23 protein-coding genes, 3 tRNA genes and 1 riboswitch are annotated in these 25,720 nt (G+C 65.0%); of the genes, 13 read left to right on the forward strand and 13 right to left on the reverse strand.

Annotation, left to right across the window (positions count from 1 at the left end):
- The first annotated feature begins 128 nt into the window (after positions 1-128).
- The 3 genes from csrA (at position 129) to ACNFH5_RS16905 (ending at position 651) form a co-directional block, all read left to right on the forward strand.
- Complete coding sequence (gene csrA, locus ACNFH5_RS16895) at positions 129-314, forward strand: carbon storage regulator CsrA (RefSeq protein ID WP_003085981.1); 186 nt, start codon at positions 129-131, stop codon at positions 312-314.
- Between the two features lie 60 nt (positions 315-374).
- A tRNA-Ser gene (locus tag ACNFH5_RS16900) sits at positions 375-465 on the forward strand.
- 109 nt (positions 466-574) lie between these two features.
- Positions 575-651: transfer RNA gene (locus ACNFH5_RS16905), tRNA-Arg, on the forward strand.
- Between the two features lie 114 nt (positions 652-765).
- On the opposite strand, the gene bamE is transcribed toward ACNFH5_RS16905, so the two are convergent.
- Complete coding sequence (bamE, locus tag ACNFH5_RS16910; protein ID WP_416747834.1) at positions 766-1,290, reverse strand: outer membrane protein assembly factor BamE domain-containing protein; 525 nt, start codon at positions 1,288-1,290, stop codon at positions 766-768.
- A gap of 322 nt (positions 1,291-1,612) precedes the next feature.
- On the opposite strand from bamE, the gene mgtE reads away from it, so the two are divergent.
- Positions 1,613-3,055 carry a magnesium transporter gene (gene mgtE, locus ACNFH5_RS16915; RefSeq protein ID WP_416747836.1) on the forward strand — a complete coding sequence of 481 codons (1,443 nt, stop codon included), beginning with the start codon at positions 1,613-1,615 and terminating at the stop codon, positions 3,053-3,055.
- A gap of 124 nt (positions 3,056-3,179) precedes the next feature.
- On the opposite strand, the gene amrZ is transcribed toward mgtE, so the two are convergent.
- Complete coding sequence (gene amrZ, locus ACNFH5_RS16920; protein WP_017517196.1) at positions 3,180-3,512, reverse strand: transcriptional regulator AmrZ; 333 nt, start codon at positions 3,510-3,512, stop codon at positions 3,180-3,182.
- Positions 3,513-4,006: 494 nt separating this feature from the next.
- Between amrZ and phnN the strand changes: the two genes are divergently transcribed.
- The gene (gene phnN / locus ACNFH5_RS16925) at positions 4,007-4,570 is read left to right on the forward strand and encodes a phosphonate metabolism protein/1,5-bisphosphokinase (PRPP-forming) PhnN (protein WP_416747839.1); all 564 of its coding nucleotides are present in this window, start codon (positions 4,007-4,009) and stop codon (positions 4,568-4,570) included.
- Positions 4,571-4,572: 2 nt separating this feature from the next.
- On the opposite strand, the gene ACNFH5_RS16930 is transcribed toward phnN, so the two are convergent.
- Entirely contained in the window at positions 4,573-5,049 is a 477-nt protein-coding gene (locus tag ACNFH5_RS16930) for a GNAT family N-acetyltransferase (RefSeq protein WP_416747841.1), read from the reverse strand.
- A gap of 92 nt (positions 5,050-5,141) precedes the next feature.
- On the opposite strand from ACNFH5_RS16930, the gene ACNFH5_RS16935 reads away from it, so the two are divergent.
- Positions 5,142-5,218 (forward strand) — tRNA-Arg (locus tag ACNFH5_RS16935).
- Positions 5,219-5,258: 40 nt separating this feature from the next.
- Here ACNFH5_RS16935 and ACNFH5_RS16940 read toward each other — a convergent pair.
- The 5 genes from ACNFH5_RS16940 to wecB all read right to left on the reverse strand — a co-directional run bounded on the left by ACNFH5_RS16940 (position 5,259) and on the right by wecB (position 13,805).
- Complete coding sequence (locus tag ACNFH5_RS16940; RefSeq protein WP_416747843.1) at positions 5,259-6,326, reverse strand: GGDEF domain-containing protein; 1,068 nt, start codon at positions 6,324-6,326, stop codon at positions 5,259-5,261.
- A 96-nt stretch (positions 6,327-6,422) separates the two neighbouring features.
- Positions 6,423-7,298 carry a DUF4434 family protein gene (locus ACNFH5_RS16945; protein WP_416747845.1) on the reverse strand — a complete coding sequence of 292 codons (876 nt, stop codon included), beginning with the start codon at positions 7,296-7,298 and terminating at the stop codon, positions 6,423-6,425.
- Positions 7,298-10,483 (reverse strand): NfrA family protein, encoded by a 3,186-nt coding sequence (locus ACNFH5_RS16950; protein ID WP_416747847.1) that lies wholly within the window; start codon positions 10,481-10,483, stop codon positions 7,298-7,300. The genes ACNFH5_RS16945 and ACNFH5_RS16950 overlap by 1 nt, the downstream gene beginning before the upstream one ends.
- Positions 10,480-12,654, reverse strand: coding sequence for a cyclic di-3',5'-guanylate-activated glycosyltransferase NrfB (gene nrfB / locus ACNFH5_RS16955; protein ID WP_416747849.1), 2,175 nt, complete (start codon positions 12,652-12,654; stop codon positions 10,480-10,482). Before nrfB ends, ACNFH5_RS16950 begins: the two co-directional genes overlap by 4 nt.
- A complete protein-coding gene (wecB, locus tag ACNFH5_RS16960) occupies positions 12,651-13,805 on the reverse strand; it encodes a non-hydrolyzing UDP-N-acetylglucosamine 2-epimerase (protein ID WP_416747851.1) in 1,155 nt (384 codons plus the stop codon). Before wecB ends, nrfB begins: the two co-directional genes overlap by 4 nt.
- Before the next feature lie 255 nt (positions 13,806-14,060).
- Between wecB and ACNFH5_RS16965 the strand changes: the two genes are divergently transcribed.
- Positions 14,061-14,912, forward strand: coding sequence for a LysR family transcriptional regulator (locus ACNFH5_RS16965; protein ID WP_416747853.1), 852 nt, complete (start codon positions 14,061-14,063; stop codon positions 14,910-14,912).
- Positions 14,913-15,059: 147 nt separating this feature from the next.
- Here the strand turns inward: ACNFH5_RS16965 and ACNFH5_RS16970 are convergent, their stop codons facing one another.
- The 3 genes from ACNFH5_RS16970 to ACNFH5_RS16980 form a co-directional block, all read right to left on the reverse strand.
- Positions 15,060-16,970 carry a M48 family metallopeptidase gene (locus ACNFH5_RS16970; protein WP_416747855.1) on the reverse strand — a complete coding sequence of 637 codons (1,911 nt, stop codon included), beginning with the start codon at positions 16,968-16,970 and terminating at the stop codon, positions 15,060-15,062.
- 21 nt (positions 16,971-16,991) lie between these two features.
- Complete coding sequence (locus ACNFH5_RS16975; protein WP_416747857.1) at positions 16,992-17,588, reverse strand: LemA family protein; 597 nt, start codon at positions 17,586-17,588, stop codon at positions 16,992-16,994.
- Positions 17,589-17,773: 185 nt separating this feature from the next.
- Complete coding sequence (locus ACNFH5_RS16980) at positions 17,774-18,322, reverse strand: cysteine hydrolase family protein (RefSeq protein ID WP_416747859.1); 549 nt, start codon at positions 18,320-18,322, stop codon at positions 17,774-17,776.
- A 102-nt stretch (positions 18,323-18,424) separates the two neighbouring features.
- Between ACNFH5_RS16980 and ACNFH5_RS16985 the strand changes: the two genes are divergently transcribed.
- The gene (locus ACNFH5_RS16985; RefSeq protein WP_416747861.1) at positions 18,425-19,423 is read left to right on the forward strand and encodes a GlxA family transcriptional regulator; all 999 of its coding nucleotides are present in this window, start codon (positions 18,425-18,427) and stop codon (positions 19,421-19,423) included.
- Here the strand turns inward: ACNFH5_RS16985 and ACNFH5_RS16990 are convergent.
- The gene (locus ACNFH5_RS16990; RefSeq protein ID WP_416747863.1) at positions 19,413-19,718 is read right to left on the reverse strand and encodes a DUF3303 domain-containing protein; all 306 of its coding nucleotides are present in this window, start codon (positions 19,716-19,718) and stop codon (positions 19,413-19,415) included. The genes ACNFH5_RS16985 and ACNFH5_RS16990 overlap by 11 nt on opposite strands.
- A 191-nt stretch (positions 19,719-19,909) precedes the next feature.
- Positions 19,910-20,278, reverse strand: a complete 369-nt coding sequence (locus tag ACNFH5_RS16995) for a cupin domain-containing protein (protein ID WP_416747865.1) — start codon at positions 20,276-20,278, stop codon at positions 19,910-19,912.
- 165 nt (positions 20,279-20,443) lie between these two features.
- Between ACNFH5_RS16995 and ACNFH5_RS17000 the strand changes: the two genes are divergently transcribed.
- The 5 genes from ACNFH5_RS17000 to ACNFH5_RS17020 all read left to right on the forward strand — a co-directional run bounded on the left by ACNFH5_RS17000 (position 20,444) and on the right by ACNFH5_RS17020 (position 25,684).
- Entirely contained in the window at positions 20,444-21,172 is a 729-nt protein-coding gene (locus ACNFH5_RS17000) for a class I SAM-dependent methyltransferase (RefSeq protein ID WP_416747867.1), read from the forward strand.
- A gap of 60 nt (positions 21,173-21,232) precedes the next feature.
- The gene (locus tag ACNFH5_RS17005; RefSeq protein ID WP_416747869.1) at positions 21,233-21,661 is read left to right on the forward strand and encodes a VOC family protein; all 429 of its coding nucleotides are present in this window, start codon (positions 21,233-21,235) and stop codon (positions 21,659-21,661) included.
- A gap of 61 nt (positions 21,662-21,722) precedes the next feature.
- Positions 21,723-21,930: riboswitch (cobalamin riboswitch) on the forward strand.
- Positions 21,931-22,023: 93 nt separating this feature from the next.
- Positions 22,024-23,979 carry a TonB-dependent receptor plug domain-containing protein gene (locus ACNFH5_RS17010; protein WP_416747871.1) on the forward strand — a complete coding sequence of 652 codons (1,956 nt, stop codon included), beginning with the start codon at positions 22,024-22,026 and terminating at the stop codon, positions 23,977-23,979.
- The gene (locus tag ACNFH5_RS17015; RefSeq protein ID WP_416747873.1) at positions 23,979-24,683 is read left to right on the forward strand and encodes a (2Fe-2S) ferredoxin domain-containing protein; all 705 of its coding nucleotides are present in this window, start codon (positions 23,979-23,981) and stop codon (positions 24,681-24,683) included. The genes ACNFH5_RS17010 and ACNFH5_RS17015 overlap by 1 nt, the downstream gene beginning before the upstream one ends.
- Before the next feature lie 131 nt (positions 24,684-24,814).
- A complete protein-coding gene (locus tag ACNFH5_RS17020; protein WP_416748084.1) occupies positions 24,815-25,684 on the forward strand; it encodes an ABC transporter substrate-binding protein in 870 nt (289 codons plus the stop codon).
- The last annotated feature ends 36 nt before the right edge of the window (positions 25,685-25,720 follow it).

The following is a 25,720-nucleotide window of genomic DNA, read 5'->3' on the forward strand; positions in this document are numbered from 1 at the left end:
ACAGGAACTTTCTTTCCGGCAGGACTGGTCAATACTTGGGTGAAGGATTCGCGCACTTGATCTATACGAATCTGCCACCATTTCTTTTTTTGCAGACTGCTTATCCCGTAACACGTAAGGAGAAAGGAATGCTGATTCTGACACGCCGGGTCGGAGAGACCCTGATGGTCGGTGATGACGTCACCGTGACTGTACTGGGCGTCAAAGGTAATCAGGTGCGTATCGGTGTGAATGCGCCGAAGGAAGTTGCTGTGCACCGTGAGGAAATCTACCAGCGCATCCAGAAAGAGAAAGACCAAGAACCAAACCATTAATTTTTCTAAAATTTTTCTTTGCAAACGGGGAAAACATGGATATCATGCGCCCCGTGTTGCGGAGAGGTGGCCGAGTGGCCGAAGGCGCTCCCCTGCTAAGGGAGTACACCTCAAAAGGGTGTCGGGGGTTCGAATCCCCCCCTCTCCGCCATTGCATCCTCTGGTGCGATGAGTTGTCCGGTTACGTAAGTGACTGAAAAGATTGAAAAATCTTGTTGACAGGTCAGAAGAATCTCACTAGAATTTGCGCCCTCATCAGCGCACTCATAGCTCAGCTGGATAGAGTACTCGGCTACGAACCGAGCGGTCGGAGGTTCGAATCCTCCTGAGTGCGCCATATACAAAAGGGCCTGCAGAAATGCAGGCCCTTTTTCTTTGTGCTCGAAAAATCTCGTCTTCGGAAAACTTTCTCTTCGAAAAGCACTGCTTTCGAAGAACTTGAGCGGCGCACTCAGCGTTTTGCCTTGCCCATCACGCAGCCATCCTCATCGAAGGTCACGGTGCGCGAGCCGTGCTTCTTGTCCGCCTCGTAGTGATAGCGCAGCGTCTCGTTGTGCTGGCTGACCCTGTCGGGTCGCCCCAGGGCGCTCTCCACGTCACTGCGCGTCATGCCTGTCCTGATCCTCCCCGCGATGATTGCCTTGCGCCGTGCGCTGCCTGTGACACGGTTGCCGCAGCCGTTCTGTTGCTCGCCAACGATCACCACGGCTTCGTGCTCGGCATCCTTGCTCTGGCCTCTGCTGCGCGCCGCAGGCTTCTGTGGGGTGGCTTCCTGTGTTCGCGCCATCGGTACCGGCTTGCCGCTGCCCGGTGTGGGATTGCTGGCTTCCTGGATTTCCTGCTGTCGTTCCACAGGGCAGCCATACTGACTGAAGAGCACGCTGCCATCGGCAGCCGTACAGCGGAACACCGAGGCCGCCTCGCTGGTCGGTAGCCATAGGGTCAGGAGTGAAATGAGCAGGGCAGGCAGGCGCATGGTTTGTTCCTTGAGGGCGGGCCTGCCAGCAGCCTAGGAGTGGAATTTGTCAGTCGGGGCCGGGTGTCCTGTGGGAGCTTTCGGGCGTCGAACCGGGCAGTGATTCGGCAGTGAACTTTCGCCCGCAAGCGATTGTTCTGGCCGCCATTTTGTAACGCCTAATACACCCCGGAGTGTTATCATTTCCCGCATCTGCCCTCGATGGGCGCATGGGACACCACCATGGACTTACCCAGTAGTTACTCAGAACCCCGATTGCGTACACACGACCTGATGTATTGATCCCCTCTGGCCCGTTCTGCCACTGGGGGTGGAGCGTGCTATGACCGAAGTAGAAGCCAAGAAGCCGCAGGAAAGCCTGCAGGACCGCCTCAATCAGGTGGTCGATCTGCTGCACAAGCACAAGCTGGTGGAAGACCTGACGCACCGTCAGGAAGGCCAGCATCAAGACCGCGTCGAAAACCTCGTGCACCGCCAGAACCTGGCGGAACTCCAGCGCAAGCTGGAAGAACTGCACCCGGCCGACATCGCCCACATCCTCGAGTCCCTGCCGCTGGATGACCGCCTGACGGTCTGGCAGTTGGTCAAGGCCGAGCGCGACGGCGACATCCTCCTCGAAGTTTCCGACTCCGTTCGGGAGACTCTGATCGCCGACATGGACGATCACGAGATCCTCGCCGCGGCCAGGGACATGGACGCCGACGAACTCGCGGACCTCGCGCCGGAACTGCCGCGCGATGTCGTTCACGAGCTCATGGAAACCCTCGATCAGCAGCAGCGCGAGCGTGTGCGTTCGGCGCTGTCCTACGAGGAAGACCAGGTCGGCGCGCTGATGGACTTCGAGATGGTCACTATCCGCGACGACGTCAGCCTGGAAGTGGTGCTGCGCTACTTGCGCCGCCTGAAGGAACTGCCTGGCCACACCGACAAGCTCTTCGTGGTCGACTATGACGGCGTGCTCAAGGGCGTGCTGCCGATCAAGCGTCTGCTGGTGAACGATCCCGACAAGGACGTGGCGGAAGTCATGGCCACTGATCCGGTGACCTTCAGCCCCGACGAGGACGGCTACGACGCCGCCCAGGCGTTCGAGCGTTACGACCTGATTTCCGCTCCCGTGGTGGACAAGAACGGCAAACTGATCGGCCGTCTGACCATCGACGAGATGGTCGACCTGATCCGTGAGGAAAGCGAAAGCGAAGTGCTGAACATGGCCGGTCTGCGCGAAGAGGAAGACATCTTCGCCTCGGTCTGGAAATCGGTCGGCAACCGTTGGGCCTGGCTGGCCACCAACCTGGTGACCGCCTTCATCGCCTCGCGGGTGATCGGCCTGTTCGAGGGTTCCATCGAGAAGCTGGTGGCGCTGGCGGCACTGATGCCCATCGTAGCCGGCATCGGTGGCAACTCCGGCAACCAGACCATCACCATGATCGTCCGTGCCATGGCCCTGGACCAGATCCAGACCAGCAGCGCCAACCGCCTGCTGCGCAAGGAGCTGGGCGTGGCACTGGTGAATGGCCTGGTGTGGGGTGGGGTGATCGGCCTGGTCGCCTTCTACCTGTATGGCAACTGGGAGCTGGGTGCTGTCATGACCGGCGCCATGACGCTGAACCTGCTGCTTGCCGCGCTGATGGGGGTATTGATCCCGATGACGCTGCTGCGTCTGGGGCGCGACCCGGCCATGGGCTCCAGCGTGATGATCACCGCCATGACCGATAGCGGCGGCTTCTTCATCTTCCTCGGACTGGCCACGCTGTTCCTGATGTAGCGCCAGCTGCGCCGAAAAAGCCGCCCATGAGGCGGCTTTTTTGTGGCCGTGATCATGTGCTTGGGCAAATCGCAGGTATGAAAAAGCCGGCTCGGGGCCGGCTGTTTCTGGTATCGCGAATGAGTCAGGCGTCGTTCTGAGCCATCTCGGCATCGTGCGCGATCAGGGCGATCAGGGCGTTCTGCTGACGATGGGTCAGCTGACGGAAACGCTGCAGCAGTTCGCGCTCGTGCAAGCTGAGCTCCGGGCTGTCCAGGCGGATGCCCAGGTTGTCCTGCAGGGCGCCTTCCTGCAGCAGGCTCTGTTCGAGACGCGCAATGATCTCGGAGTTCATGCTGCGGTGGTGGCTGCGGGCGACGTCGGCGATACGCTCACGCATGCCTTCGGGCAGACGTACGACGAATTTGTCAGCAGTACGGCTGGAGTAGGTGGGGGTTGCCTGTTTCAATGGGCGCATACTTTAAACCTGTAAGTCAGGGAGGCCGATGCCATGGGTCAGCGTTCGTTCAGGCCCTTTGACAGCGATTTCCAATGGCCGTTCAGCGCGTCGTCAAAGCTTTTGAAAAAATATCCAATAACTTGACGTCAAACCTTCGGCATATTGTGTCTCGGGTGAAGGCTAAATGCCAGCACCAATCGTCCGAAATGAGACCGTCTAGGCAGACCCTTCTTTGGATTGGATCTGCAGAGAAAGCTGGCGATTTGCCGGTTTCCCTCAGCGTAGTCGATATGTGCTGGGCTCCTGCCTGCCGTTGAGCAGCCTGATGCAGGCACTTCGTCGCGGATATCCATGATGGCACAGCGTCTGGCAGCGAGGCAGCGAGGCAGCGACGGGTGCGTGCGGGGTGTGTCGCCCTGCGATTTCACTGATATCGCACAAGCCAAAGGGTATTATCCGCCCCGCGGATCAAAATTGAAGTAGCGCCGAGCCGCGGGTGCACCGAGAGTCTTATGACCCCAGGCAGACTGATTTTCCTGATGGGCCCTTCGGGTTCTGGCAAGGACAGCGTGTTGCAGGCCGCCAGCGCTCCCCTGGCCGCGATGGATTGCCGGATAGTCCGGCGCGTGATCACCCGTTCCGCCGAAGCGCGCGGGGAAGAAGCCCATTCGGTGAGCGTCGAGGAGTTTATTCGCCTGGAACACGCCGGCGCCTTCGCCATGAGCTGGCGCGCCAATGGTCTGCATTACGGCATTGGGCGAGAGATCGATGACTGGCTCGCCGCAGGCCATGACGTGCTGGTCAATGGCTCACGCAAGTACCTGCCCGAGGCGCGCCGTCGTTATCCGCAGCTGATTGCTGTGTTGCTTAAGGTCGAAACCGAGGTACTGCGCCAGCGCCTGCTCAAGCGCGGTCGCGAGACGCCGGCGGAAATCGAGGAGCGCCTGGCGCGCAATGCGCACTTCGCCGATGGCCTGCCTGGGCCGCTGGTGGAGCTGGACAACTCGGTGTCGCTGGATGTCACTGTGGGCCACCTGCTGGATCTGCTCGCCCCGCCGGACGCCCAGGCCAGCTGAGGTCAGTCCAGGCTCAGCGAGAGGCTGACGCCGTGGGGCGCGAAGCCCATCGCCGCATAGAAACGGTGGGCCATTTCCCGGTCCTGGTGGCTGGAGAGCGCCAGCTTGTAGCACTTCCAGTCCCGCGCCCATTCCACGGCCCGGCCGATCAACGCCTGGCCAATGCCCTGACCGCGTGCACGGCTGTCCACCACCATGTCTTCGAGAATCGCCGAGCGCGCAAAGCCGTGGGCGATGTGCTCGATCAGGTGCAGGGTGCAAGTACCCAGCAATACGCCATCGCGCTCGGCGATCAGTGTCACCCGCGATGGCTGCTGGTTGTCTAGAGCAAGCGCGAGCAGTGCAATATCGGGCAGCGGATCGTGCGTGCCCAACTGCTGCAGCAGCGGAGCGAGGGCCGCCGCATCATCGGCCGTGGCGACGCGCACATCGAAGGTGGCGAACGGGGAATCGGGCAGGGCACCGTCGTCTGTGGTCATGGTGTTTCTCCGGCTGACGACGAAATTATGGACCGGGCTGGTGGCGGCGGCATGACAAAACGCCCGTCGGTGGTTAACATGCCGACCCGATTGTCCCGGTAGCTCAATTGGATAGAGCGTCCCCCTCCTAAGGGGAAGGTTGGAGGTTCGACCCCTCTCCGGGACACCAGCATGAAGAGGCCCGCATTCGCGGGCCTTTTTCGTTTCACTCAGGGCGAATAGGTCGTTTGATTGCGGCCATTGTGCTTGGAGCTGTAGAGCGCCTTGTCAGCCTTGATCAGCGCATCGCTGAGACTGCCCTCCAGGCTCAGGTGGGCGAGACCGAGGCTGATGGTGACGTTGGGGTGGCCGGGCAGGTCCGCGGTGGCCTGGCGCAATTGCTCGACCCGCGCCTGCGCCTGGTCGGCGTTCAGGCCCCAGAGGTACAGGCCGAACTCCTCGCCTCCCAGCCGGGCGAATTCGAAGTCACCCATCTGATGCTTGATCGCCAGCGCGACGCGGGTCAGCACTTCGTCGCCGATGTCGTGGCCGTAGGTGTCGTTGACCCGCTTGAAATGGTCGATGTCGATCATCGCCAGGTAGCGTTGCTCGCCGTCCTCCTCCAGGCGCTTGCCCACGCGGGCCATGAAGGAGCGGCGGTTGGGAATTCCGGTGAGGGTATCGATGTAGGCCTGGTCCAGCAGCAGGCGGGCCATGGCGTAGTTATGCAGCTTGGCCTGGCTGAGGTGGTGGAAGATGTACACCGTGAGCGCGCTGATGAAGACCGGGTAGCAGATCAGCATGCTGTGGCGCACGTTGAACTCGGGCACGTTTCCCAGGAACGGGTTGAGCAGTACCCAGGTGACGAGCAATACCGCGAAGAAGGCCGGGCGGTTCAGCGGCAGTACCGTCGCGCTGTAAAGCACGGTGGAGGCGCAGATCACCAGCCAGGCCTGGCGAACGTCGCTGGGTATGCCCTCGATCAGCAGGCGAGCTCCCCAGGCGAAAGTCACGACGAAGGCAAAGTTGATCAGGTAGAAGTGCAGGGCGCGGCGGGCCACTGCGGCGAGGGCGAAGAGGACGAGGAAGGCGGCGAGGAACAGCAGCGAGATGTAGCTGAAACCCTGGCCGGTCTGGAAGCTGACGATCAGGTCGAAGAGAAGCCAGATACCGATGCTGATGCCGAATACCAGCAGACTGAAGCCTTTTAGCCGCTCGAAATCATGTTGCAGAAACTCGGCGCGCAGTTCAGGTGAAACGTGCTGTTTCACGACTTCCGATTCGATGGTCTTGAACATGAACGGTCCTGTACGGGGGCGGGATCGCTCGCGCGAGCATAGACGAACTCTCATACCCCCGCGCGGCCATCGGCAGGTTGCGCGCGGGGGTTGGTATCAAGGGTGGAGGGAGATGCCGGCCCGTGCCTGCTGGTTATCCAGCAAGGGCTTGCCCCAGGGCCGGTAGCGCACCTCGAAGACGGCACTGGGGTGGCAGCCGGTGGACGCGCTGGAAGGCGCGGCAGGCTCGGCGTGGAAGGGCTGGCCGGCGGCGCTGGTCTGGCGGAAAGCTTCGCGGACGATGCCGACCGAGCAGGGCAGGGCGGCGGCGTAAGCCTGGCGCACGCGCTCAGGCAGCGCGCCGGTACCCGCGCCGTCCTGCCACCAGACCTGTACGCCCAGCCCGGCGATCTGTCCCAGCCAGTTGCCATACACCTGGGGCGAAAGCTTGCCGCCAGAGAAGGCGCTCAGTTGCAGCGGCGCCTTCAGTTGCCCGGCAAAGTCCTTGAGCTGATGTTGCAGGGCCTGACGGCGTTCGACGGCCTGGAAGTTCCAGTCGTCCAATTCCATCGGCAGATACCAGGCGGCGACCGGCAGTTTCCACTGCTCGCTCACCTGCCGCTGCTGCGCCAGGGAGCGGCCCAACTGGTGCTGCCAGTAGGCTTCCAGGCCGGGCGTGTCCAGCTCGCTCTGGCGCTGGTAGTAGGCCGGGTCCATGTACAGACCGAGCACCAGTTGCAGGCCGCTGTCGTGGGCGCTTTTCAGGGAGCGCGCGAGCCAGCCACTGGCGCCGCCGAAGTCGGAGTCGCCGTAGGCAGTCCATTGCACGATCAGGGTTTTCGCGCCCTGGGCCGCACTGGCGCGCCAGAGCTGTTGCCACTGCGCGTCGCTCAGCGAGGCGTCGACATTCAGCGGCTGATAGAACAGGCGGTCATCGGCGTGCGCCACGACAGCAGAGAAGAGCAGGGCGAGGGCGAACATCAGACGGCGCATCAGAAGTTCACCTCGAGTCCCACCAGCCAGCCGTTGGCCTGTTCATAGAGATTGCCCGCCATGCCCAGTTGGTACTCGGTGCGCACGGTGACGTGGGCGCGGTAGGCGTTGTAGCGGTCCTCGCCGTACCAGTACTGCCAGCGCAGGCCGACGCCGCTGCGCAGGTCCTGGCGCCAGTCGTTGCTCGGGTCCTGCGCGGAGAACTCGGCGAAGCCGTACGGCATGATCGTCTGCGGCGAGTCCACCGGCAGCTTCCAGGTGTGGCCCTGCTGGTAGCGCGAGACCCACTGGTGATCGCCAGCGTGGGTCCACCAGGCGAAGTCGGTGTAGAGGAAGCGCTCGTCCCAGTCGCTCTCGTCCACGCGCCAGTCGTTGCGGTATTCGCCCTGGTCGAGGAAGGACGCGGTGGCGCGCAGCAGGAAGTCGGTGGAGGTCTGGCCGTACTTGTCGCGCTGGCGCACGTAGCGTTCGAACTTCTCGGGTGTGCCGATCTCGTGCAGGCGAATGCCGTCGAAGGCGTAGTCGGAGTCGCCGTCGTCGTTCACGGTGTTCTGTTTGTACAGCTCGCTGTAGAGATTGAGGTTGTAGTCGCCAAAGGGCTTGTAGCGCAGGCCGAAACCGGCGGCGAGGGTCTGGGTGTACTGCTTGCGCCCTTCGTTGCCGGCGATTGCCCGGCCATAGACCGAGAGGGTGCTGCCGTTGCGGGTCGGTTCCTCGCCCAGGGCGTGGTCCCAGATGAAGGTCTGCAGGTTCTGCGACTGGGCGCGGCGGCGGTCGCCGGTGTGGTTGTCACCATTGAGTATCGGCACGGTGGTCACGCCCGCGGGGGACCAGGTGCTGGCGATGGTCAGGTTGTCGCGCTGGGACAGCACCTGGTGCGCGCGGCGCTGACGGTAGCGGCGGGCTTCGAGGCTGCCGTACTCGTCGTCGGCTGCCACCGGGTCCTGTTCCAGGTCGATCACCCGGCGCAGTTCGCGGCGGGCGGCGAAGCTGTCCTCGGCTTCGTCGTAGCGCCAGGCCAGGGTTTCGCCCAGGCGGAAGTCCTCGGGGTAGTCGCGGGTGGCGCGTTCCAGATAGGGGATCGCGGTGCGGCGCTCTTGCGGCGTGTCGGTGCCGGCCAGGCGCATGCCGTAGTCGGCACGGAAGCGCGGGTTGTTGGGTTCGCGCCGGACTGCCTCGGCCAGCCAGAGCTTGCTCTGCTGTTTGTCGCCGGCCTTTTGTGCGCTGCCGGCGGCGTTGTAGAAGTGCTGGCCGTTGGGTTCGTGCTGGAGGGCCTCGCGGTGCCGGGTAAGGGCAAGAGGATAGTCGCCACGGGCATCGGCGATGTTGGCGCCCAGTGCCCAGTCGTCCGCGCTGCCTTTCTTCGCCTGCTGCCAGTAGCGCTCGGCAGCGGCGTTGTCGCCGGTGAGCAGCGCGGCGCGGCTGGCGGTGAGGCGGGCGTTGTCGTTGAGTTCACCGGCGGGTAGGGCGTTGAAGATGCTCAGCGCGCCGGCAGGATCGCCAGCAGCTTCCAGGGCATAGGCCAGCGGCAACTGGCTGTCCTTGTCGCCGTGGGCGATGGCGGCCTGGTAGTAGACCACTGCTTCGCCGGGGCGCGCGGGCATGGCGCAACGCCCGAGGGCGCGCAATTCGCCGGGGGTGTTGGAGTCCGGGCTGAGGTAGCGCTGCAGGGCGTCGCAGCGCCCGGCCTCGGCCAGGCGGCCAAGCAGGTAGCCGCGCGAGACCGGGTCGGCTTTGGGCAGCAGGGCTTCGATGCGCGCGACATCCAGCGGCGTGTCGCTGCGCGCGTGGATGCTGGCGAGGCGCTGCAGCAGGGCAGGCGGCAGATTGCCGCCGCGGCGGTCGTAGGCACTCTCCAGCAACTGCTTGGCGCGCTCGGTGCGCCCGGCATTGAGGGCGAGGTAGCTGGCCTGGTCCAGCGCCTTGAGGTCGCCGGTCTGGCGGTAGCGCTGCTCCCACAGCGCCGCCGCCTCACCGGTGCGGCCACGGGCCTGCAGCAGTTCGGCGCGCTGGCGCACGGTGTCGGGTGTCTGCGGCTGGCGCGACAGCCAGGCCAGCGCCAGGTCGCTGCGGCCCTGGCGGCGCCAGGAGTCCACCAATTGGTCACGCCGGGCGGTATCCCAGGGTTCGGGCAGCCGGGTGTTTTCCAGCAGGTCGGTGGCGTCCAGGCGCTGGGCCAATACCAGCCAGGTCTTCGGGTCGTCAGCAGGTTTGCACTGCTGAAGTTTCTGCAACGCCGCGGCCTGGTCGTGGCGCGAGAGCCATTCGGTGGTTTCCAGGCAGGGACGGTTCTGGGCGTCGCTGAGCTTTTCCACCAGCGAGGTGTCGCTGCTGTCTCGGGCGACTTCGAGCAGTTGCGCCTGGCGCGTCGGATCGTTGCGGTCCTGCTCCGGCAGGGTGAGCAGCCAGCGCTTGGCCACTTCGGTCTGCTCGACGGCGATGGCGCGGTCGATGATCGCCAGCCGCGCCTTGCGCGCCGCATCGGCATCCGGGGCCTGCTGGATCAGTTGCTCCAGCGGCTTCTCGTCCAGGCGCTGGGCATAGGCGTTGGCGAGCCGATTCCAGTCCACGGCGGAGAGCTGGTGGGCAGCTGCCAGCGGCGCCAACTGGGCGATAGTGGTGTCCCAGTCGCGCAACTGTTCGGCCCAGTTGGCCCGGGCCTCGCGCAGAACGCGTCCATCGCTGCCCGGCGGCAGGGTGCCGAGCCAGTCCAGCGCCTTGGCGGCGCCTTGGGTTTGGCCGAGCTTGAGGCTGTAGGCCTGCCACAGCCGCACGCGCTCGTTGGCGTTGCTGGTGTGGGCCAGCCACTGGTTGACCTGGGCTTCGGGTGGTGGGCCGTTCTCGATCAGGTCCAGGCGCAGTTCGGTCAGTGCTTGTGCACCGGCATCAGTGCCGGCGAGGGCCTGGGCTTCCTTCTCGGCATCGGCGAAGCGCTGCTGCTTGGCCAGGGCCTGGATAAGCAGGGCACGCGCCTCGGTGTTGTTGGGCACGCGGTCGAGCAGGTGGCGCATCAGGCGTTCGACTTCCGCCCAGTTGTTCTTCTTCGCTTCCTTGTAGCCCTTGTCGAGGTAGGGGAAGCTGCGGAAGCGCTGGAACTCCGTGAGCTGGTCATCGGCGGCCTGCGCCAGTGGCGCTGCGATGCTCGCCAGGATCAGGCCGTAAAGCAGGGTTTGTTGCGGTTTCACACGGCCTCCCGGGCGATGCGATAGGCCTCGTGCTGTTCGCTGGCCTGTTCCTTGAGCGCTTCTTCGAGCACCTGCTGGGTGATCATGCCGCGCTTGATCAGGTGTTCACCGAGGGAATCCTGCTCGGGGTCGAAGTCGATCAGGGCCTGGTTGAAGAGGCTCGGCGGCACCATCCCGCGTACCTGCAGCAGGGTGCCGAACATCACCACGTGGCCACAGAGGCGCTCCATCAGGGCTTCATCGCCGTGGTGCTGTCTGAGTGCTTCGACGATGGCGCGGGTCTCATCGGTCTGGTGGCGGCCGCCGTACCAGTGGCGCAGGCCCAGGGTGACGCGGCCCTGCGGAGCCAGGCGGCCGCGCACCGGGCGCTTGAGGTGGCGGCTGATGGCCCCGAGGGAGACCTGGCTGATCTGCTGCTCACAGGCCAGGACCAGCGTGTTGCCTTCCTCAGCCACCGGCAGCACCGCATAGCGCAGCGCCATCTTGCGCGGTAGCGCTTCGATCAGCTTCGGATCGAGGGTGAAGGGGTTGAGCGGCGCCCATTCCTCACCCAGTTCCTCGGCCAGGGTTTCCACCAGTTGGGTGCTGGTGATCAGCTCACGCAACAGCAGCTCGCGGCCGAGCCGGCGGCGAACCGGGTTGGTCAGCGCCGCTTGCAGCTGCTCCTCGGTGATCAGGCCCTTTTCTTTCAGGCGCTGGCCCAGCGGCGTGCGCTGCGGGCCGGCGAGGGCGGGGAACTCGTGGGTAGTCTTGTCCCAGGCCACGCGGCGCGAGTCGCCCATCTCCATCACCTGCTTGAGCGCGCGCAGGTTGGCGAAGAAGTTGACGAAGTTGCTCCACATCATCCGTGGCGCCGACAGCAGCCCCTCGAAGATGCCGTAGAAGCGGGTGACGAACCAGAAGCGCTGGAACAGCCGGTTGAGCAGCATCAGGCCATTGAGGAACAGCAGCACCACCAGCAGCTGGCTGCCTTCGAGGATCGACGGGAAGCGCCAGGCGTTGGGCGACAGGCTGGTGATCAGCCACATGGTGATCAGCACCAGGAACAGCAGGTTGACCAGGAAGCTCAGCAGGTAGGCGATCAGCCCCCGGCGGTCGCGCCAGAGGAAGTAGTTGAGCATGGTCTTGCTGCTCCAGCCCAGGTTGCGCGTGCCCTGGAAGACGATCCCGGTGATCCACCGGGACTTCTGCCGGATGGCGTGCTGCCAGGTGCGCGGGAAGTGTTCGCGCACGCAGATGACCTGGGAGAAGCGCCGGTCCATGCCCGGCACCCATTCGTTCTTCAGTGCCAACTGCGGGTCGGTGATGGAGTAGCGGGCGAAGATGCACTTCATGCCCTTCTGCTTGAGGCGGAAGCCGATGTCGTAGTCCTCGGTGAGACTCTGCACATCGAAGGCGATGCCGTCGCCGTCTTCCAGCAGCGCGGCGATGGCGCGACGGCTGAAGCAGGTGCCGACGCCGGCGCTGGGCACCTGGCCGGTCAGCGCCTCGCGCACTGGCACGTCCTTGCCGTGGTTCTCGGCGAACTCGTCGACATAGTGGCCGGCGGTGAAACCGGTCCATTCCGGGGCATAGGGGTAGACCGGAATCTGGATCAGGTCCTTGGCCGGCAGCAGGTAGTTGAACAGGCGCAGTTCCAGCGGCGAGATGACGTCTTCGGCGTCATGCAGGATGAAGCCGGAAAACTCGATGCGGGCGTCGGCCTCGAAGCGCAGGATGGCATCGATAATGTTGTTCAGGCAGTCGGCCTTGCTGGTGGGGCCGGGCCGCGCGCAGACCACCTTGTGCACGTTGGGGTAGTGCAGGCACACCGCGTCCACGTCCGCCTGGGTCTGCGGGTCGTTGGGGTAGGTGCCGACGAATATCTGGTAGTTCTCGTAGTCCAGGGTGGAAGCCGCCAGGCGGGCCATCTCGCCCACCACGCCGACCTCGTTCCAGGCCGGTACCATGATCGCCAGCGGCTTTTCCGGGGCGGCGAAGAGGCGCTCCTCGTCGGCCCGGTCGAAGCGGTTGTAGATGCGGAAGCGCCGTACCAGCACCCGACCCCAATACACCAGGTCGATGAACAGGTCATCCAGGCCGAGCAGGAACATCAGCGCGGCCAGGATGATCGCCAGGTACTTCAGGGCATAGAGAACGTAAGTGAGGATATCGACCAGTTCGAGGCTCATTCGAACTCGCTTGGCGTGCGTGATTCACCGAACCAGGACAGCAGCCGGGCGACGATCTTCTCGCTGGCATGGCCGTCACCATAAGGGCTGAATACCCGGCTCATCTGTTCGTAGACTTCCTCGTCGCGCAGCAGGTGGCTGGCTTCGCTGACGATGCGGCCAGTGTTGGTGCCTACCAGCACCACGGTGCCGCCTTCCAGCACGGCGGGGCGTTCGGTGACGCGGCGCAGCACCAGCAGCGGTTTGCCCAGCGCCGGGGCTTCTTCCTGGATGCCGCCCGAATCGGTGAGGATGAAATAGGCACGGTCCATCAGCCAGACGAAGTGCTGGTAATCCTGTGGGGCGATCAGGTGGATGTTCGGCTTGTCAGAGAGCAGGCCGTAGACGGCGTTCTGCACCTGCGGGTTGAGGTGCACCGGGTAGACGAAGTCCACGTCGGGGAAGCGCTGGCCAAGTTCCGCCAGGGCCAGGCAGATGCGCTCGAAACCCTTGCCGAAGTTCTCCCGGCGGTGGCCGGTGATCAGCACCAGACGGCGGTCACCGGTGAATTTGGCCAGGGGGGAATCAGCCGCGGGTTTCCAGTTGGTTTCGTGCAGGTGCTCGCGCATCCACAGCAGGGCATCGATCACCGTGTTACCAGTGACCTCGATCTGATCGATGTTCACCCCCTCGCGCAGCAGGTTGTCGCGCGAGGCCTTGGTTGGCGGGAAGTGCAGGTCGGCGATCACTGCGGTAAGGCGACGGTTGGCTTCCTCCGGCCAGGGCTGGTGGATATTGCCGGTGCGCAGGCCAGCCTCGACGTGGCCCACCGGAATCTGCCGGTGGAAGGCGGTGAGGGCAGCGATGAAACTGGTAGTGGTATCACCGTGTACCAGCACGATGTCCGGACGATGGCGGTCGTAGCTATCGTCCAGCTTGCCCATCATCTGCAGCGACAGGCTGTTGAGTGTCTGACCCTGGGTCATCACATCGAGGTCTTCATCGACCTCCAGTTCGAAGGAGTCCAGTACTTGCTGTAGCATCTCGCGATGCTGGCCGGTGGAGCAGATACGCAGCTCGATTTCCGGAGTACGGCGGAGGACGCGGGCGAGGGGGGCCATCTTGATGGCTTCCGGACGGGTTCCGAAAACCATGGTGACTTTGTACTTCATCAATTGCTCCTTGGGCGCACCCTTGTGAGGCCGCCTTCGGTTTTCCGTGTGGGATTTTTCCAAGGGCAATGAAAGTCGCTCAAGTCCGGGCTGTCCAGCGACAACTGGTGATGCCAGTGATACAGGTCAGATACATTGACCTTTTTGGGTGTTTTGTCGCTTGGCTGCAAGCCGCGTCGCCAGTGGGCTGGCGCCGGTTTGCCGGCAGCGGCGAGAAAAACTGTTGATGAATTTTTCGAGAAGGCGGATCGGTCGATGCTGAGCGCGGAACTGAAGGCGTTCTACCGGGTGGCGAAGCTGGGCAGCATCACCCAGGCGGCGAAGAAACTCGGCCTCAGCCAGCCGACCGTGACCACCCAGATCCGCAACCTGGAAAGCCAGTACGCGGTGGAGCTGTTCTATCGCGGCGGCCGCCGTCTGACCCTGAGCGACGAGGGCGCACGCCTGTTGCCGATGGTCGAAGCGCTGCTTCAGCAGGAAGCCGACATCGAGTTCTACCTGCGCAACTGCGGGCAGATGCAGGGTGCCCTGCGTATCGGCGCCACCTCTCCTTATTATGTGCTCGGGCTGATCAAGAGCTTCCGCGAGCGCTTCCCGCAGATCGAGGTCTCGGTGGAGATCGGCAACTCCCAACAGGTACTCGAATCGCTGATCGAATGCCGGGTCGACCTCGCGGCCTCCTCGCAGCAGGTGGACGACGCGCGCCTGACCCGCGTGGTGCTGGGCAGCGACCCGCTGGTGCTGGCGGTGCACCGGAGCCACCCGCTGGCGGCCCTGCAGTCGGTCAACCTGGCCGACCTGCGCAGCCATTGCCTGCTGATGCGCGAGGCTGGTTCCACCACCCGCCAGCTGACTGAGGCAATGTTGCGGCAGGCCGGCGTGGTGCCGGCCTCGATGCTGGAGATCGGCAGCCGCGAATCAATCCGCGAGGCGGTGATCCGCAACCTGGGCGTGAGCATCATCGCCCGCCAGGAAGTGCCGGATAACCCGCAGCTTTGCGTGCTGGAGATCAAGGGCGCGAGCCTGATCGACGAATACCTGTACTGCCTGAAGGATCGCCGGCAGGCGCGTCTGCCGAGTGCGTTTCTGGCCCTTGCCCAGTCGTAGAAGCGGTTTTTTGTAGGAGCGAGCTTGCTCGCGAACCCGTCCAACGCCGGAGCCGTCGGAAATTCCGTTCGCGAGCAAACGCGCTCCTACAGGACTCCCTGGCGCCGGGGTTTCTCGCGGGGGCGGACTTTTCCCGTGCTTGGCCGATCAGCTCGCCAGCAGCGGCGGCATCGGGCAATCCAGGATATCCGCCACCGCCCGCATCAATTCCGCCTCACCGGCGGTGATCTGGCCGTCGTGTTCCACGCAACGGGCCATAGCCTTGAGCAGTTGCGGTTTCTGCAGCGGGCGCAGTTGCTCCAGCTGTTTCAGCGCGGTTTCCAGATCGCGCAGGGTCGCGGCGGCCGGCAGCGGGCGGGGCGCGAAGGGCAGGCCATTCCAGGCATCGGCGAAGGCCTGCTCGGTCTGCAGGTCGCTGGTTTCTCCGACACGGGCGAGGAAGGACAGCAGCGTCGCGCAGGCGTCGGACAGGTCCGCCAGTGCCACATTGCCGATTTTCCCGCTGCCCGGCAGCAGGTTGCGCTCGATGATGCGAAGCAGGGTCCATTCCAGCAGGTTGACCTTGCCGTCCATCTTGATCAGCAGCGCCATGTTCTCGCGCACGGCGAGGAATGCCTTGGTGTCCAGCTGCTTGAGCGCCGGCATGGCCAGGTCCAGCAGCGGCAGGCGCTGACCGGGGTCGAGCCGCAGCAGCGATTCTTCCAGCAGGTCCAGTTGCAGCGCCAGGCTCAGGTTCAGGCGCTGCTTGATCGCTTCCAGCTGGCGCGCGCGCAGGCCGGGCTCGCTGTCCAGCAGCAGGCCGTAGACCAATGCTTGGGCGCCTTCGCTGTCATGGGCGGCGCGTTGCAGGCGTTCATCCAGGCGCTGCAGGGTGCTGCGGGCTTCCTGCAGGTGCGCAACGGTGGGAGCACCGACAGCGGCCACGGCCACTTCCACGGCGCTGGGCTGATAGGGCTGGCCAGTGACGGCGGCGGTCCAGGCGTCCTTGTTCATCAGCGCCACGTCCAGGCGCGGCTCGAACTTCGGGTAGCGACCGTCCCAACCCGGATCGACCCGGCGGATGCGGTCCTTGAGCGGCGGGTGGGTGTCGAACCAGCTGCTGCCCACACCGTCGCCGAAGTACAGGTGGCTGAACTCGGCGGCACGCGGCGCGCTGAGCAGCGCGCCCAGCGGGTTGCCGCCGATCTTCTTGAGGGCGCCGGCGATGGTCGAGGGATCGCGGGTGAACTGCACCGCCGAGGCGTCGGCCAGGTATTCGCGCTGGCGGCTGACGGAGGCCTTGATCAGTTGGCCGAAGAAGGTCCCGACATAGCCCAGCACATAGAGCACCACGCCGGCGCCGATCACTAGCAGCACTACGCTGCCGCCACCGTTCTTGTCGTTGCTGCTGCTCCGACTGCTGATGCGGATGCCGCTGCTGGTTTCGCTCCAGCCGCGCAACAGCATGCCGCCGATCAAGCCGAGCAGGAGCATGCCGTGGAGCAGGGCGGTCAGCCGCGTATTGAGCAGCATGTCGCCGTGGTGGATATGGCTGAACTCGTGAGCGATCACGCCTTGCAGCTCGTTACGGTCGAGCTGTTCGATAGCGCCGCGGGTGATGCCGATCACCGCGTCGCGCGGGGTCAGGCCGGCGGCGAAGGCGTTGATCGAGCCGTCTTCCAGCACGTACACCGGCGGCACCGGCGAACCGGAGGCCAGGGCCATTTCTTCGACCACGTTGAGCAGACGGCGCTCGTCGGCGTTGCCGGCGCTGAGGTTGAGCAGGCGACCGCCCAGGCACTCGGCCACTACCTTGCCGCCGGCGCTCAATTGCACCTGCTTGTACAGCGCGCCGAGGACGACCACGCCGATGATCACGGCGGCCACCGACAGGTACAGCTCCGGATCGGGCAGGGAGGCGCGCGAGGTCAGGTGCAGCGCCGGCTCACCCAGGTGACGCCAGAGCCAGCCCAGGGCGAAGCTGGTGATGGTCACGAGACAGACCACTGCCACGGTCAGCAGCAGGACCAGGCGGCCGGTCTGCTTGCGGGCGCGGTCCTGGTGTTCGAAGAAGTTCATCGCGCGTCCTGCGCCGGCGTATCAGAAAGCGACTTTCGGCGCGGCCTGGATTTCCTTGCTGTCCTCGAACTCCAGCAGGCTGGCATCTTTGCTGTGGCCGTAGGTGGCGGCGAGGAAGTTGGCGGGGAAGGACTGGCGGTAGGTGTTGTATTCCATCACCGAGTCGTTGTATGCCTGGCGGGCGAAGGCGACCTTGTTCTCGGTGCTCGACAGCTCCTCGCTGACTTGTTGCAGGTTCTGCGAGGCCTTGAGGTCCGGGTAGGCTTCCAGGGTCACGTTCAAGCGGCCCATGGCACCGCCCAGGGCATTCTCGGCGGCGGCCAGTTGGGCCATGCGGCCGGCGTCGCCGGGTTGTTCGGAAGCGGCCTTCAGACCGGCCACCGCAGCGTTGCGGGCGGCGATCACTGCTTCCAGGGTCTCGCGCTCGTGCTTGAGGTAGGCCTTGGCGGTTTCCACCAGGTTGGGGATCAGGTCGTAGCGGCGCTTGAGCTGCACCTCGATCTGCGCGAAGGCGTTCTGGTAGCGGTTGCGCAGGGCGACCAGGCGGTTGAATACGCTGATCAGCAGGAAGATCACGCCAGCGATGATGGCGAGGGTGATGATCGAAGAAACGCTCATGGGATGTCCTTATCGGCAGGCGATCGAGCGTCGATCATAGCTGAAAGCCAGTTAAGCGGGTCGCCTCGTTGCAGGGGGCAGGAGACTGGCCGCAGCGGTAGGAGCGAGCTTGCTCGCGAACCCACCTGGCACCACGGCATCAGGCGGTTCGCGAGCAAGCTGGCGCCTACAGGTTTTGCTCCGGATCAGCGGTTCAGGTACTCGGCAGTAGACACCACCTCGGCGTAGGCGAACGCCAGGGAGGCCATGTAGGCCGCATGCACCTGGGCTGCCGGAACCTTCACGCCGTTGAACTCCAGGTCCAGGGTGGCGCAGGCGTCGTGCAGCACGGTCACCGGGTAGCCGAAGTCAGCAGCGGCGCGCACCGCGCCATCCACGCACATGTGGCTCATGTGGCCGACCACCACCAGCGACTCCACGCCGTGCTGGTAGAGGATGGCCTTCAGGTCGGTGTCGCGGAAGGAGTTGACGAAGTGCTTGAGCACCACCGGCTCGTCGGACAGATTGGCCACCTTGCCGTGGATCTTTGCGCCGTCACTGCCGGGCGCGAAGAACGGGGCGTCGGCGCTTTCGAATTCGTGGCGCACATGTACTACCAGGTCACCGCGCTCGCGGAAGGCGGCCAGTACCTTGGCGGCCTGGTCGGCGGCGGCTTCGATGCCGACCAGCGGCCACTTGCCGGAAGGGAAGTAGTCGTTCTGGATATCCACTAGGATGAGCGCTTGCTTTGCCATGTCCAAATTCCTTTGCGAGTGGTGAGGAAGTGGAGCCAGTATGGTTCGCCGCGCGTCCGGCGGGGATCAGGCGGAACGACAATAACCGGGGGAAAACTGACAATGGGTGTGCAACGAAGCGTCGTCGAGATCGGGTTGCTGCTCTATCCCGGTGTGCAGACGGCGGCGCTGCATGGGTTGACCGACCTGTTCGCGGTGGCTGAGCGCATCGCTGGCGAAGAGGCCGCGCAGCAATTGCCGGCACTGCGCGTCAGCCATTGGTCCGGTGAGGACGGCGGCGAACCCCGGCGTGTGTTCGACACACATCCAGGCGCCCTGAGCCGCCTGGTCGCCGTGCTTGTACCGCCCTCACTGTTCGGCCTGCCCGACGCCACGCCGCTGCGCAACCTCACCGACTGGCTCGCTGCGCGCCACGGCGAGGGCGCCATCGTGGGCTCGGTGTGTATCGGCGGGCTGCTGGTGGCCGAGGCCGGGCTGCTCGACGGGCGAAGCGCCACCGCCCACTGGAGCGGAGCGGAGGCCTTCGCCCAACGCTTCCCGCTTGTGCGCCTGGAACCGCACAAGCCGATGGTGGATGACGGCGACCTGATCACCTCGGCCGGGCTGATGGCCTGGTCCGACCTTGGCCTGCGCATCGTCGACCGCCTGCTCGGCCCGAGCATCGCCAACCGCACCGCGCGCTTCCTGGTGGTCGAGCACAGCGACAGCGCGCAGCAATGCGGCAGCAACTTCGCGCCACTGCTGGGCCACGGCGACGCTGCCATCCTCAGGGTGCAGCATTGGCTGCAGGGCAACGGCGCGGTGGACGTCAGCCTCGCCGCCATGGCCGCCCAGGCCGGGCTGGAGGAGCGCACCTTCCTGCGCCGTTTCCGTGCCGCCACCGGACTCAAGCCGACCGAATACTGCCAGCACCTGCGAGTGGGCAAGGCACGAGAGCTGCTGGAGTTCACCAACGGCACGGTCGACCACATCGCCTACACGGTCGGCTACCTTGATCCGGGTTCGTTCCGCAGCACCTTCCGCAAGATCACCGGGATGGCGCCGAGCGATTACCGCAAGCGCTTCGGCGCCAAGCCAGCCGAGGTCGCGCTCAGGGACTGACCGATGGCGTGTCCGCCGCCTGCTGCAGCATCTGCGCGAGCAGCGGTGCATATTCGGCGTCGGTCATCGCCGGGTGCACCTGCAGGTGCATCAGGTCGGTCCACTGCAACATCCAGCGCTGTACATCGAGCGGGTTCTCGGCCTCCGCCAGGCCGAAGCCGAGCATGTGGCCCATGGCGTGCCAGCGGCCGACCAGCTTCACCCCGGACGGTGGCTGGCCGCCGGTCTTGAGGAAGCGCTGGATGATCCTGTCGCGGTTTTCGATGGGGATGGTCCAGTTCACCAGATAAAGCATGTCGCACCTCCGGCCCGACTCCGGGCTTCGATGGACGCGGACCCGAACCGGCGACGCCGCCAGAGCCGCGCCTGTGTATCCCAGGCGTGACAGTCTCCGGCTGGGAGCGGCGTTCTTCCGACAGGCATAGCAGCACCCAGCGAAGCGGGCGCGGCCACTGATCGGCGGCCGCCAAGGCAGGTGATCGACGGTCACAGCCAACGATCATTCTCCGCCGTGCGCTCACCGCCCGCATCGCCGGTGTTCGGCACGCCGCGCGGCTCGATCAGCATCACCTGTACTTCGTGCTCGGCGTAGGGCTTGTGCTCGACACCGCGCGGTACGACGTACAGCTCACCGGCTCGCAGGGTCAGCGGGCCGTCGCGGAAGTCGATGCGCAGTTCGCCGTCGAGCACGATGAAGGTCTCGTCGGTGTCGGCGTGGCTGTGCCAGACGAAATCGCCATGCAGCTTCACCACCTTGAACTGGTAGTCGTTCATCTCGGCGATCACTCGCGGCTGCCAGGTTTCGTGGATAAGCGCGAGCTTGTTCTGCAGGTTGATCGGTTGGCGTTGGGTCACGGTTGATTCTCCTTTTTTGATTGGGCTGACACTAAGGTCGCCCCGCCAAGCGGTCTTGCAGGAACTTGCGCTTCGATCGCCCAGGCATTGACCTCATCGGGTTGCCACCCCCGTCCTTGGTGCAGACAATCGGACCTTGGTCCGTCAGAAAGGAGGTGCCATCCCATGGCGCAGAACATCTACGACAACCCCGAATTCTTCGCCGGCTACGCCCAGCTGCCGCGCTCGCAGCACGGCCTGGACGGCGCGCCGGAGTGGGCCTCGCTGCGCGCGTTGCTGCCGCCGCTGGAGGGGCTCGATGTGGTCGACCTTGGCTGCGGCTACGGCTGGTTCTGCCGATATGCGGCGGAGCAGGGCGCGCGCACGGTGAGCGGGCTGGACGTGTCACAGAAGATGCTCGACCGCGCGCGGGAGACGACCGAGGCGGCGCAAGTGAGCTACTTCCACGCCGACCTCGAGCAGCTTGAGCTGCCCACCGCGGCCTTCGATCTGGCCTACAGCTCGCTGACCCTGCATTACCTCGAGGATCTGCCGCATTTCTTCCGCAACGTGCACGACGCGTTGCGCCCTGGCGGCAGCCTGGTGTTCTCCATCGAGCACCCGATCTACATGGCGTCGCGCAATCCCGGCTGGATCGTCGAAAAAGACGGCCGCCGCTGCTGGCCGGTGGACCATTACCAGGACGAAGGCGAGCGCCGCACCGACTGGCTGGCCAAGGGTGTGCTCAAGCATCACCGCACCCTTGGCAGCATCCTCAATGCCGTGATCGGCGCGGGGCTGACGCTGCGCCACGTCGAGGACTGGGGGCCGAGTGCGGAGCAGGTGCAGACCATTCCGGCACTGGCCGAGGAGCGCGAGCGCCCCATGTTGCTGCTGGTCGCCGCGCAGCGCTGAGGAGCGAAAAACCGGCGACTATGCTCAGAGCATTGCGCCCGTTTCTTGCCGGAGATTGCCATGTCGCAGCCCTTGCCCGCCGTTCGCCCCAGCGTGATTCCCTGCCTGCGCTACCGCGATGCGCCGCAGGCCATCGACTGGTTGTGCGCGACTTTCGGCTTCCAGCGCCAACTGGTGGTCGCCGATGACCATGGCGGCATCGCCCATGCGCAGCTGGCGCTGGCCGACGGCAGTGGGCTGGTGATGCTTGGCTCGCTGCACGACAACGAGTACGGCCGGCTGATGCGCCAGCCCGACGAGATCGGCGGTTGCACCCAGAGCATCTACGTGGTGGTCAGGGACGCCGAGGTGCTGTATCGCGCGGCGGTGAACGGCGGCGCGCAGATCGTCATCGACATCAAGGACGAGGACTACGGCGGCCAGGGCTTCACCTGCCGCGATCCTGAAGGACATATCTGGAGCTTCGGCACCTACGATCCGTGGCACTGACGGCGACGTTCGCAACATCCTGCCCAACCCCCGTGCTTGACGCTTTCCCACCCGCAATGTTGATATGCGCCCCGTTTCAGGTGCCCCCCGCCGCCGTGCGTGGGGTGAAACGGGAAGCCGGTGCGTCGCCTTCGTGCGATCAGTCCGGCGCTGCCCCCGCAACGGTAAGCGAGCGGAGCATCCACTAGGCCACTGTGCGCAAGCATGGGAAGGCGGATGCCCCACGACCCTCGCAAGCCCGGAGACCGGCCTGGAACCTGTTTGGCAAACCCGCGGTGGGCGGGCGTGAGCCGGTTCCCGGGGCGCGCTCGTTCCGGGTGTCGCTGCGCCGCCTGCGAAATTTCTATTTCGAGGCGATCACCTTGCAACATTCTTCGTTCCTGAACCGGCGCGCCCCGCGCTGGACTCCCGTTCTCTCCCTCTGTGCCCTCAGCTCGCAGCTCGTTGCGGCGCCACTCGACCTGGCCGACGAGATCGTCAGCGCGCCTTCGGTGGAGTCCACCACCGTGGCCGACATGGCGCGCTACGGCAGCAAGCTGGAGGTCATCGACCGCCAGCAGATCGAGCGTGCCGGCCCCAGCGCCGACATCACCCGCGTGCTGCAGATGTACGTACCCGGCCTGTTCGTTGCGCCGAAGAACGGCCCGTTCGACTACGGGACCTACTCGCTGCTGGGCGGGCGCAACGACGACACGCTGATCCTGCTGGACGGCGTGCGCCTGAACAACCGCCTCTACGGCGGCATCTACATCGACACCCTGCCGACCACCGCCGTGGAGCGCATCGAAGTGCTCAAGGGCGGCCAGGGCCTGTTGTTCGGCACCCAGGCGGTGAGCGGGGTGATCAACATCGTCACCCGCAGTGCGCGTTCGCGCGAGGCGGCCGGTGAGGTGAACCTCGGCCTGGATACGTTCAAGGGTCGCAGCGGTGATGCCCGCGCGGAGCGAATCGTGCAGAACGGCCTGGGCGATCTCGGCCTGATGGCCTACGTCAGCCACAACCGCTCCGACGGCTACCAGCCTTACCGCGACCAGGACATGACCAGCACGGTCAGCGACAAGCGCCGCTCCTATGACGTCAACGTGTTCGGCGCCAAGGCCATCCAGGCCATCGGCGAGGCCTCGCGGTTGGAGCTGTTCTACCAGTACGCCGACGCCGAACTGGACTTCGCCCGCCCGACATCCAACCACCACACCAGCAACAACCGTATCCAGCAGATCGCCACGGCGACCTTCCAGCAGAGCGTCAGCGACGACTTCAGCTGGTTCGCCAAGACCCATATCAATGACTGGGACACCCGCTACGACCGCGTCTACAACCTGCAGGGCGGCGGCACCCAGGTGCTCAATCACAACGACTACTGGGGCTTTACCGACTGGGGCGCGCAGCTTGAGGGCAAGGCCAGGTTGGCCGGCGGCCACGAGCTGGTCTTCGGCAGCGACAACCAGTGGTACAAGGGCCAGGACGACGTGCTGATCATCGACAACGACAAGGCCGAGTCCCACGCGCTGTATGCCCAGCTGCGGCCGAACATCGAGGCGCTGCCCGACTGGCACCCGAGCCTGGGCGTGCGCCGCGAGGAAATCTCCGGCGGCGAGGGCGCCACGGTATGGATGCTCACCTCGCTCTACGACCTGACCCAGCAGCTCAAGCTGCGCGGCCAGTTCGGCACCGCCTTCAAGCTGCCCACCGCCGAGCAGTTGTTCGTCAACGAACCGGGCGATGAAGTCGGTAACCGTGACCTCAAGCCCGAGCGCAGCCGCAACGCCGAGTTGGGCCTGGATTACACCGGCGAGCTGTTCGACCAGCCGTGGAGCGGCAGCGTCACCCTGTTCCGCCGCGAGATCACCGACCTCATCACTCTCGCCGGCGACCAGTGGGTGAACGGCAACGGTGAGATCGAGGTACGCGGCGTGGAAGCCAACGGCCAGTGGCAGTTTGGCCGGCACTGGCAGGTCTCGGCCGACGCCACGCGCAACCTGGTGGACAGCCGTGACGGCGTGACGGTCAACAACATCCCGCACTTCTTCGCCCGCGTGCGTGCCGGCTACGACGACAACTTCTGGGGCGCCGGCCTCGCCACGCGCTACGTAGGCTCAATCGTCAGCGCCCAGGACGACGACTACGGCCATTACAGCGTGCTCGACGGCGACGCTTACCGCTACCTCGATGTGGCCCGCGCACACCGCCTGAGCCTGCTGCTGGAGAACCTGCTGGACCGCGACTACGCCACCGGCCGCACCAGTAACGGCATGCGTCAGGTGGACAACCTCGGCCGCCCACGCACCGCCGAACTTCGTTACACCTTCAGCTTCTGATGAAGGCCATCCTGCTGGTCGGCCCATTGGCCGGCGTCCAGGGCGAGCACCTGCAGCGCGCGGTATCGGCGCGTCTTGCCGGTGTCGAGATCATCGACACCGGCGAGGGTTTCGATTCGCTCTGGAGGCGGATGCGCGAGCTGTTCGCCGAGAATCGTCAGCTGTTGCTGGTGGACCTGGAGCCGAGCGCTGACGGTGCCTACCTGGACTGGTTGCGTGCCGAGCTGGCCGTGCTGTCGGCAGGCTATCCCCAGGCGCCGCCGCCCAGGATCACCGCATCGGCGCTTGGCCGGCGCGGGCTGGATGCGACGGCGGTACTGGCGGCGATTGACGATCCAGCGCAGCAGTTGGATTGCCAGGGCATCGGCGAGGTGCCGTCACAGCCGGACTGGTCCGCGCCGCCGCCGCACCGGCATCACCTGTTCCTCTGTACCGGGCCGCGCTGCGTGCGGCGTGGTGCGCTGCCGCTGTGGAAGACCTTGCGCCGCGAGCTGATCCGTCTCGATCTCTACGAGAACGGCGAGGGTGCCTTGCTGACCCGTACCGGTTGCCAATTTCCCTGCAATCGCGGGCCGGTGCTGACGGTCTATCCCGAGCGCGTCTGGTATGGCCTGCACAGTGACGAGCAGGTGTGTCGGGTGGTGCAGGAACATCTGCTTGATGGCGTGCCGGTGGCGGATTTGCGCGTGGATGACGAAGCATGAGGCCGGCATGGCTCTTTGTAGGAGCGAGCTTGCTCGCGAAGCGCTTGATGCCATCGGTGCCCGGTTTGGTTCGCGAGCAAGCTCGCTCCTACACATTGGCATTGGTGCTCGGGCTGGCGGCGATTCTGGGCATGGCGACGGCCACTGCCCAGGACTACCGCAACTGCGCGCAGGACTGGCACATCGATCACCCACCGCAGCGCATCCTCGCCCTCAATCAGCATGCCGCTGACCTGCTGCTGGCGCTGGGCGCCGGGGAACGGCTGATCGGCGTGGCCTACATCGATGACGATCTCGACCTGACGAAGGGAAGCTATCGCGGCGTGCCGGTTCTATCTCGCCAGTACCCTGCGGCGGAATCGGTCTACGCGCAGCGTCCGGACCTGGTAGTGGCCGGCTTTGCCTCGGCCTTTCGGCTGGGCAACCTGTCCCGCGAGGAACTGGCCGGTCATGGCGTCACCAGCTACCTGCTGGATGCCGGTTGCGCAGCGCGGCAGGACGATCTGTTCGCGGGTATCGAACTGGATCTGAAAACGCTGGGCAATCTGATGGATGAGCAGGAGCGAGCGCAGGAACTGATTCGCCAGCAACGCGCCGAGCTGGCCAACGCGCGCCGCCACTTCGCCGGGAGCACGCCGCTGGAAGTCTTCTACCTCGATAGCGCCAGTAACGGCCTGGAGAGCCAGGGCCGGCGCGGCGTGGTCACGCAGTTGCTGCACGCTGCCGGCGCGCACAACCTGTTCGAGGATGTCGATCTGGGCGGCTTTACCGCCAACACAGAACAACTGCTGGCGCGCGACCCGGATGTGATCCTGCTGGCTGACGCGCTGTGGTCCACGGCCGAGCAGAAGAGGCGAGCGTTGCGCGCCGACCCGGTCCTCTCACGCCTGCGTGCCGTGCGCGAAGGGCGCTTCGTGGCGCTGCCTTTTACCCACCTGTTCCCCGGCGTGCACAGTGGCCAGGCCGCTCGAGAACTGGCGCAGGCGCTGAGCCGGTTTTGAGCGGGGACGTCCGGTCTGTTCGTCGTCCACTGTTCC

The organism is Pseudomonas sp. NY15435, from assembly GCF_048068295.1.
GTDB lineage: Bacteria > Pseudomonadota > Gammaproteobacteria > Pseudomonadales > Pseudomonadaceae > Pseudomonas.

What these genes read in the sequence shown, in the direction of transcription:
- csrA (WP_003085981.1), top strand. Translation starts at nt 129, where the DNA reads ATGCTGATTCTGACACGCCGGGTCGGAGAGACCCTGATGGTCGGTGAT.
- bamE (WP_416747834.1), bottom strand. Translation starts at nt 1,290, where the DNA reads ATGCGCCTGCCTGCCCTGCTCATTTCACTCCTGACCCTATGGCTACCG.
- mgtE (WP_416747836.1), top strand. Translation starts at nt 1,613, where the DNA reads ATGACCGAAGTAGAAGCCAAGAAGCCGCAGGAAAGCCTGCAGGACCGC.
- amrZ (WP_017517196.1), bottom strand. Translation starts at nt 3,512, where the DNA reads ATGCGCCCATTGAAACAGGCAACCCCCACCTACTCCAGCCGTACTGCT.
- phnN (WP_416747839.1), top strand. Translation starts at nt 4,007, where the DNA reads ATGACCCCAGGCAGACTGATTTTCCTGATGGGCCCTTCGGGTTCTGGC.
- ACNFH5_RS16930 (WP_416747841.1), bottom strand. Translation starts at nt 5,049, where the DNA reads ATGACCACAGACGACGGTGCCCTGCCCGATTCCCCGTTCGCCACCTTC.
- ACNFH5_RS16940 (WP_416747843.1), bottom strand. Translation starts at nt 6,326, where the DNA reads ATGTTCAAGACCATCGAATCGGAAGTCGTGAAACAGCACGTTTCACCT.
- ACNFH5_RS16945 (WP_416747845.1), bottom strand. Translation starts at nt 7,298, where the DNA reads ATGCGCCGTCTGATGTTCGCCCTCGCCCTGCTCTTCTCTGCTGTCGTG.
- nrfB (WP_416747849.1), bottom strand. Translation starts at nt 12,654, where the DNA reads ATGAGCCTCGAACTGGTCGATATCCTCACTTACGTTCTCTATGCCCTG.
- wecB (WP_416747851.1), bottom strand. Translation starts at nt 13,805, where the DNA reads ATGAAGTACAAAGTCACCATGGTTTTCGGAACCCGTCCGGAAGCCATC.
- ACNFH5_RS16965 (WP_416747853.1), top strand. Translation starts at nt 14,061, where the DNA reads ATGCTGAGCGCGGAACTGAAGGCGTTCTACCGGGTGGCGAAGCTGGGC.
- ACNFH5_RS16970 (WP_416747855.1), bottom strand. Translation starts at nt 16,970, where the DNA reads ATGAACTTCTTCGAACACCAGGACCGCGCCCGCAAGCAGACCGGCCGC.
- ACNFH5_RS16975 (WP_416747857.1), bottom strand. Translation starts at nt 17,588, where the DNA reads ATGAGCGTTTCTTCGATCATCACCCTCGCCATCATCGCTGGCGTGATC.
- ACNFH5_RS16980 (WP_416747859.1), bottom strand. Translation starts at nt 18,322, where the DNA reads ATGGCAAAGCAAGCGCTCATCCTAGTGGATATCCAGAACGACTACTTC.
- ACNFH5_RS16985 (WP_416747861.1), top strand. Translation starts at nt 18,425, where the DNA reads ATGGGTGTGCAACGAAGCGTCGTCGAGATCGGGTTGCTGCTCTATCCC.
- ACNFH5_RS16990 (WP_416747863.1), bottom strand. Translation starts at nt 19,718, where the DNA reads ATGCTTTATCTGGTGAACTGGACCATCCCCATCGAAAACCGCGACAGG.
- ACNFH5_RS17000 (WP_416747867.1), top strand. Translation starts at nt 20,444, where the DNA reads ATGGCGCAGAACATCTACGACAACCCCGAATTCTTCGCCGGCTACGCC.
- ACNFH5_RS17005 (WP_416747869.1), top strand. Translation starts at nt 21,233, where the DNA reads ATGTCGCAGCCCTTGCCCGCCGTTCGCCCCAGCGTGATTCCCTGCCTG.
- ACNFH5_RS17015 (WP_416747873.1), top strand. Translation starts at nt 23,979, where the DNA reads ATGAAGGCCATCCTGCTGGTCGGCCCATTGGCCGGCGTCCAGGGCGAG.
- ACNFH5_RS17020 (WP_416748084.1), top strand. Translation starts at nt 24,815, where the DNA reads ATGGCGACGGCCACTGCCCAGGACTACCGCAACTGCGCGCAGGACTGG.